This window comes from Streptomyces sp. NPDC043746, assembly GCF_056436485.1.
Window position 1 is genome coordinate 1 of sequence record NZ_JBWKCM010000060.1, and the last position, 7,061, is coordinate 7,061.

At 70.4% G+C, this 7,061-nt stretch carries 5 protein-coding genes and 1 pseudogene; 1 reads left to right on the forward strand and 5 read right to left on the reverse strand.

Annotated elements, in window-relative coordinates:
• Positions 1-340: 340 nt before the first annotated feature.
• Positions 341-1,348, reverse strand: a complete 1,008-nt coding sequence (locus AC0682_RS31230; protein ID WP_478536591.1) for a stage II sporulation protein M — start codon at positions 1,346-1,348, stop codon at positions 341-343.
• Positions 1,349-1,478: 130 nt separating this feature from the next.
• Between AC0682_RS31230 and AC0682_RS31235 the strand changes: the two genes are divergently transcribed.
• On the forward strand, positions 1,479-2,435 hold the full coding sequence (locus AC0682_RS31235; protein ID WP_478536592.1) for an RDD family protein: 957 nt from the start codon (positions 1,479-1,481) through the stop codon (positions 2,433-2,435).
• On the opposite strand, the gene AC0682_RS31240 is transcribed toward AC0682_RS31235, so the two are convergent.
• The 4 genes and pseudogenes from AC0682_RS31240 to manA all read right to left on the reverse strand — a co-directional run.
• Positions 2,432-3,061, reverse strand: a complete 630-nt coding sequence (locus tag AC0682_RS31240; protein ID WP_478536593.1) for a hypothetical protein — start codon at positions 3,059-3,061, stop codon at positions 2,432-2,434. The genes AC0682_RS31235 and AC0682_RS31240 overlap by 4 nt on opposite strands.
• A 208-nt stretch (positions 3,062-3,269) precedes the next feature.
• On the reverse strand, positions 3,270-4,727 hold the full coding sequence (ahcY, locus tag AC0682_RS31245; protein WP_254812430.1) for an adenosylhomocysteinase: 1,458 nt from the start codon (positions 4,725-4,727) through the stop codon (positions 3,270-3,272).
• 307 nt (positions 4,728-5,034) lie between these two features.
• A complete protein-coding gene (locus AC0682_RS31250; RefSeq protein WP_478536594.1) occupies positions 5,035-5,991 on the reverse strand; it encodes a cation diffusion facilitator family transporter in 957 nt (318 codons plus the stop codon).
• A 95-nt stretch (positions 5,992-6,086) separates the two neighbouring features.
• Positions 6,087-6,917, reverse strand: a pseudogene (gene manA / locus AC0682_RS31255) (mannose-6-phosphate isomerase, class I); the annotation flags it as partial.
• Positions 6,918-7,061: the final 144 nt, after the last annotated feature.

Genomic DNA, 7,061 nt, shown 5'->3' on the forward strand with positions numbered 1-7,061 from the left:
CTTTCGGCGGTTCCAACTTTACCAGACTCTTTTTCGTTCCGTTTCCGGTCCGAATTCGATTTCCGGCGGCCAGTGGAGCGGCCTTGCCTTTCGGCGGATCCGACTTTATCAGAAGTTCGTCAACCGACTGAACGGCCTGCGATCACAGATAAAGGGGATCAATGGCTCTCACCGGATATATGAGCGTCCCGGCCTGAGCGAGCTAGATGTTATGCGCTTCACTCGAACTTGTCCAGTCCGAGGCAACCGTTTAAATCTACCTCCCCACATCGACCGTGTCAACGGTTTTGTGGGCGAAGAGGAGACTAGCAGCTCCGCGGGGGCGAACGCACACCGGAGGTCACGCGGCGGAGGGGCGCTCGGCGCTGCGTTCGACCGCGGTGAGGTCTCCGGTCTCGCCGGCCCGTACCGCGCGGCGGCCCAGGATGTAGACGTACGCGAGAAAGGCCAGCTCAGCGGCGATACCGATGGTGATCCGGGCCCGGGTGGGAAGGCCCGAGGGGGTGACGAAGCCCTCGATGACGCCGGAGACGAACAGCACCAGGGCCAGGCCGATGGCCATCCCCAGTGCGGCACGGCCCTGCTGGGCCAGGGCGGTTCGGCGGGAGAGGGGGCCGGGGTCGATCACCGTCCAGCCGAGGCGGAGCCCCGTACCGGCGGCCACGAACACCGCGGTCAGTTCGAGCAGGCCGTGCGGCAGGACCAGGCCGAGGAAGACGTCCAGGCGGCCCGCGGAGGACATCAGGCCGATACCGATGCCGAGGTTGAGCATGTTGAGGAAGAGGATCCAGATCACCGGCAGGCAGAGGAACGCGCCGAGGACCAGGCACATCGCGGCAGCCTGCGCGTTGTTCGTCCATACCTGCGCGGCGAACGAGGCCGCCGGGTGGCTGGAGTAGTAGGTCTCGTACTCCCCTCCGGGGCGGGTCATGGCCCGGAGGTCGTCCGGGGCCGCTATCGCGGCCTGGACCTCGGGGTGCGCGCCGATCCACCAGCCCAGGAGGGCGGCCACCAGTGTGGACAGGACGGCGGTGGGGACCCACCAGTGGCGTGAGCGGTAGACCGCCGCCGGGAATCCCGTGGTGAGGAAGCGGGCCACATCACGCCAGGAGGCCTTGCGGGCGCCGGTGACCGTGGCTCGGGCGCGGGCCACGAGCTGGGTGAGGCGCGCGGTGAGCACGGGGTCGGGGGCGCTCGACCGGATCAGGGAGAGGTGGGTGGCCGTCCGCTGGTAGAGGACGACGAGTTCGTCCGCTTCCTCGCCCGTCAGGCGGCGACCCCGGCGCAGGAGACGGTCGAGGCGGTCCCACTCCGTGCGGTGGGCGGTGACGAAGACGTCGAGGTCCATGGGCGGCTGTTGCTCCAGGCTCCGGGCGGGGGTGCGTGCGTACGGGCCGTCCTACTGCGGCGCGTTGCGGGTCAGCTTGGCAGACTGGGGCGGGCCGGAGCAGCGAAGGCCGGGGAAGAGTGGGGGCGCGATGAGCGAGTTGGTGACCGGGGACGCGGTGGTCCTGGGGCTGAGGCCGGCACGGCTGCCGAGCCGGGCCCTGGCGGCGGCCATCGATCTGGCGGTGGTCTTCTTCGTCTTCATCCTGGTCTCGGTCGTGGTGGGGATCGCCTCCGTCACCTTGGACGAAGCGGCGGTCGCGGCCATCACGGTCGCCCTGTTCCTGCTGGTGCTGATCGGTGGGCCGATCGCCGTGGAGACCCTGAGCCACGGCCGTTCCCTCGGGAAGCTCGCCTGCGGGCTGCGCGTGGTGCGGGACGACGGCGGGCCGATCCGGTTCCGGCACGCGCTCGTACGGGGGGCGATGGGGGCCGTGGAGCTCCTGATGACGTTCGGGGCCGTGGCCTGCGTCGCGTCGCTCGTGTCGGCGCGTGGGCGTCGGCTCGGTGATGTCTTCGCGGGCACGCTGGTCGTCCGGGAGCGCGTGGCGGCCAAGGGGTCGGCCGCCCTGCCGCCGCCTCCGCCGTGGCTGGTGGGGAGGTTCTCCCAGCTGGACCTGTCCGCCGTACCGGACGAGCTGTGGCTCGCGGTCCGGCAGTACCTGACGCGGATGCACCAGCTGGATCCCGCCGTCGGCGGCTCGATCGCCGGACGGCTGGCCGACGAGCTGGTGGCCCGTACGGGGCTCGTGCCGCCGCAGGGGATTCCGGCGGCCGCGTTCCTGGCCGCGGTGGTGCATGAGCGGCAGGCGCGGGATGCCCGGCGGGCGTTCGCTGGGGTGCCGCCTACGGCTGGTTCTGGTTCTCCGCCTGCCGCTGGTTCTCTGCCCTCCGTGGCCCCTGGGGGACCTGCGTCCTTCCGGGGCGCCACGTCCTCGGGGGTTTCTGGGCCCTCGCCGTCTTCTGTGCCCGGTGGTGCTGCCCGGCCCGAGGCCGAGCGGTCCCAGGCCGTCGGGGGCTCCTCGGGCGGGTTCGCTCCGCCCGGTTAGCCGCTGGATTGAGGGGCGCGGGGTGACGGTGGGGACTCCAGGTGCTCCAGCTCGATGCCCGGTGCCGCCAGGACCACGTCCCCGGCGATGTGAACGGTGTGCCGCTCCCCCGTGTCCAGGGCGCTGACCTGGTATTCGTCCACGATCAGAGGGCCGTTGTCAGTGGCGTGCGCTTCACTGTTCACCAGTGCCCAGGACTGGTCGTCGGTACGGGGCGCGAGGACCGGGTCCGTGAAGGTGACCACGCGGACGCGGGTCTCGGGGGAATCGGGGGTGAGGCGCAGGAGTCGGGTCAGGGCGACGAGGAACGCGGGGGAGGTTCCGGAGAAGGCGTGGGCACGGACGTTGCCCTCGGTGGCATGGGCACTGGTCGGGTCCGTGCGGACCCAGGTGACGCCTTCCAGGGCCGCTCCCCGTACCTGCCAGCTCGCGGAGTGGAGTTCGAGACGGATCGGCCGACCCAGCTCGTCCAGGGCCAGGTCGACGGAGCCGAGGTGGTCGCCCGAGGGGGATGTGGTCTGGGAGACGTACCGCCAGCCGGAGGGGCCGGGGGCGCAGTGGAAGTGTTCTTCGCCGAGGGGGGTGTGGTCGTGGAGATCGTGGAGCGAATACCTGCCGCGGGGCATGGGGTCCTTCGGGTTCCTCGAGCTGTGCGGGGGCCGCGATAGCAGCGGGCGGTGACGAGACAAGCCCCCGACACGGGGGTGCGGGGGCCTGTCTCGTCAGCCGTCGGCCACTGGGCTGCTGTGATCAGTCGGTGGTACGGCTGAGGCTCGGTGCCCGGCGGGTGGGCTGCTGAGCCGATGCGCTACCGGGCCGGTGAGCGGTGGTGGATCAGTAGCGGTAGTGGTCCGGCTTGTACGGGCCCTCGACCTCGACGCCGATGTACGCCGCCTGCTCGGGGCGGAGCGTCGTGAGCTTGACGCCGAGGGCGTCGAGGTGGAGGCGGGCGACCTTCTCGTCCAGGTGCTTGGGCAGCACGTAGACGTCGGTCGGGTACTCCTCGGGCTTCGTGAACAGCTCGATCTGCGCGAGGGTCTGGTCGGCGAAGCTGTTCGACATCACGAACGACGGGTGGCCGGTGGCGTTGCCCAGGTTCAGCAGGCGGCCCTCGGAGAGCACGATGAGGACCTTGCCGTCGGGGAACGTCCAGGTGTGGACCTGCGGCTTGACCTCGTCCTTGACGATTCCGTCGATGGCGGCCAGGCCGGCCATGTCGATCTCGTTGTCGAAGTGGCCGATGTTCCCGACGATCGCCTGGTGCTTCATACGCGCCATGTCCGAGGCCAGGATGATGTCCTTGTTGCCCGTCGTGGTGATGAAGATGTCGGCCGTCTCCACGACGTCCTCAAGGGTGGCGACCTGGTAGCCGTCCATCGCTGCCTGCAGCGCGCAGATCGGGTCGATCTCCGTGATGATCACGCGGGCACCCTGGCCCCGGAGGGACTCCGCGGAGCCCTTGCCCACGTCGCCGTAGCCGCAGACGACGGCGGTCTTGCCGCCGATCAGGACGTCGGTGGCGCGGTTGATGCCGTCGATCAGGGAGTGGCGGCAGCCGTACTTGTTGTCGAACTTCGACTTGGTGACCGCGTCGTTCACGTTGATCGCGGGGAACAGGAGGGTGCCGTCACGGTGCATCTCGTAGAGGCGGTGGACACCGGTGGTGGTCTCCTCCGTCACGCCGCGGATCTCGGACGCCAGCTGGGTCCACTTCCGCGGCGACTCGCCGAGGGTGCGGTTCAGCAGGGTGAGGATGTGGGCGTACTCCTCGCTGTCCGCCGTCGACGGGTCCGGGGCCGCGCCGGCCTTCTCGAACTCGACGCCCTTGTGGACGAGGAGGGTGGCGTCACCGCCGTCGTCCAGGATCATGTTGGGGCCGCCGGTGGGGGTGTTCGGCCAGGTCAGCGCCTGCTCGGTGCACCACCAGTACTCCTCCAGCGTCTCGCCCTTCCAGGCGAAGACCGGGACGCCCGCGGGGGCCTCCGGCGTGCCGTTCGGGCCGACCGCGATGGCCGCGGCGGCGTGGTCCTGGGTGGAGAAGATGTTGCAGGAGGCCCAACGGACCTCGGCCCCGAGGGCTACGAGCGTCTCGATGAGCACGGCCGTCTGCACGGTCATGTGCAGCGAGCCGGTGATCCGGGCACCGGCCAGCGGCTGGGCGGCGGCGTACTCCTTGCGGATGGACATCAGGCCGGGCATCTCGTGCTCGGCGAGCGTGATCTCCTTGCGGCCGAAGGCTGCGAGAGAGAGGTCGGCGACCTTGAAGTCCTGGCTGTTGGCGGCCGTCGTCATAACGGGCTGCTCCTCGTGATGGGTCGAGGTGGGCTGTCGGGGCTGGCTCTGCGGCGACGGGCAGGCAGCGGGTACACGCATGCCCGGGCGGTTCGCAGTGCAGTCCGTCGGAGGCCTTCTGTCCCTCGCCCGGCTCGCGTCGGCTGACCGGTCGACCGCCATCAGCAGCGACGTCTGTTCCCTCTCGAATCTACACCGAACAACCCAGTGGGCCCTCGCCCCGTCCCCTGGAACCCGGCGTGGGGAGGGTCACTGGGCCGTTCGGTGTGTCGGTGGGGCCTGCCCCCGGAGGCAGGCCCCGGGAGGGTCAGGGGGCGGACGGCCTGGCCAGGTCGGTGTCGGCCGCCGCGGCCTCCGCGTCGAAGATGTCCGGCTCCAGATAGATGACCCGGGCGATCGGGACCGCCTCGCGGATCCGGCCCTCGGCCGCGTCGATCGCGCGGGCGACCTCGGCCGCGGTGTCGTCGTGCTGGACGGCGATCTTGGCGGCGACCAGCAACTCCTCGGGGCCCAGGTGGAGGGTGCGCATGTGGATGATGCCCGTGACGGTGTCGCCGTCCACCACGGCCGCCTTGATCTTCTCGACCTCTTCGAGGCCGGCCGACTCACCCAGCAGGAGGGACTTCGTCTCGGCTGCCAGGATGATCGCGATGACGATCAGCAGAATGCCGATGCAGAGGGTGCCGATGCCGTCCCAGACGCCGTCGCCGGTGACGAGGGCGAGGCCGACGCCGCCGAGCGCGAGAACCAGACCGACGAGGGCGCCCAGGTCCTCCAGGAGGACGACCGGCAGTTCGGGGGCCTTGGAGCGGCGGACGAACTCGGTCCAGGAGTGGTCGCCGCGCGTCTCGTTGGACTCCCTGATCGCCGTACGGAAGGAGAAGATCTCCGCGATGATCGCGAAGACGAGGACCCCGACCGGCCAGTACCAGGCCGTGATCTCGTGCGGGTGCCTGATCTTCTCGTAGCCCTCGTAGACGGCGAACATGCCACCGACCGAGAACAGGACGATGGAGACGAGGAAGGCGTAGATGTAGCGCTCGCGCCCGTAGCCGAACGGGTGCTGCGGGGTCGGCTCGCGCTTGGCCTTCCTACCGCCGAGCAGCAGCAGGCCCTGGTTGCCCGAGTCGGCCAGCGAGTGGACGCTCTCCGCGAGCATCGACGAGGAACCGCTGAAGAGGAACGCTACGAATTTGGCCACGGCGATCGAGAGGTTGGCGACGAGCGCCGCCACGATCGCCTTGGTTCCGCCGGACGCGCTCATGGGTTGCGTGGTGTCCCTTCCTCGGTGGACGGCAGCTGGTACGGGATACCGCGTTGTGGCGGCACATTGTCCCAGCCACGAGGGGGGACGCCGTGTCAAGCCGCCACTGTGGCGCGGAAGAGTGTGCCCGATCCCGTGGCTTCCACCGCTTCGGCGGCCGGTACGTAGACGGACTGCCCGGGGGTGAGGTCGAGTTCGCCGACGCGGACGGTGCCCGCCGTGCAGAGCAGGATCTGCGGGGTGGGGACGGTCAGTTCGGCGGGGGCGGCCCCCGGCGCGAGGGTGTAGCGGGAGAGGGCGAACTCGTCGACGGGGGTCTCGTACCTCTCCTCGCCGGACGGGGAGGCCTCGGGGCGCAGGACGCCGGGGTCGGTGGCCTCGAAGCGGACGACCCGCAGGAGTTCGGGGACGTCGATGTGCTTGGGGGTGAGGCCGCAGCGCAGCACGTTGTCCGAGTTGGCCATGATCTCGACGCCGAGGCCTTCGAGGTAGGCGTGCGGGACGCCGGCGCCGAGGAACAGGGCCTCGCCGGGCTGGAGTCGTACGTAGTTCAGCAGCATCGCCGCGAGGACGCCGGGGTCACCGGGGAAGTGGTGGGCGATGCGGGCGTACGGGGCGTAGGCACCACCGAGGCGTTCCGCGGCGGCCGCCGCCTCGGCCACGGTGTCGGCCGTCTCGGCCGGGTCGGCGCCGAGGATCGCCGTGAGGACCTCGCGGAGGGCGGCCTCCTCGGGGTGGGCGCGCAGGAGGTCCACGTACGGCTTCAGGGAGTCGACTCCCAGGGCCTCCATGGCGTCCGCCGCCTCGGTGGGCCTGCGGAAGCCGCAGAGGCCGTCGAAGGGGGTGAGGGCGCAGATCAGCTCGGGCTTGTGGTTCGCGTCCTTGTACATGCGGTCGGGGGGGGCCACAGGGACGCCCCGGGCCCCCCCCCCCCCGTCCCCCTCGCAGGCCTAGTCCCCGCCAGAGTGGAACCGGGGGGGGGAGGGGGGGCCGGCGCGAGGACAGGAGCGGGGAAGGGGGAAGGTCGGAAGGGACAGAGTCTTAGAGAGCGTGACACGAATAAGGGCCTG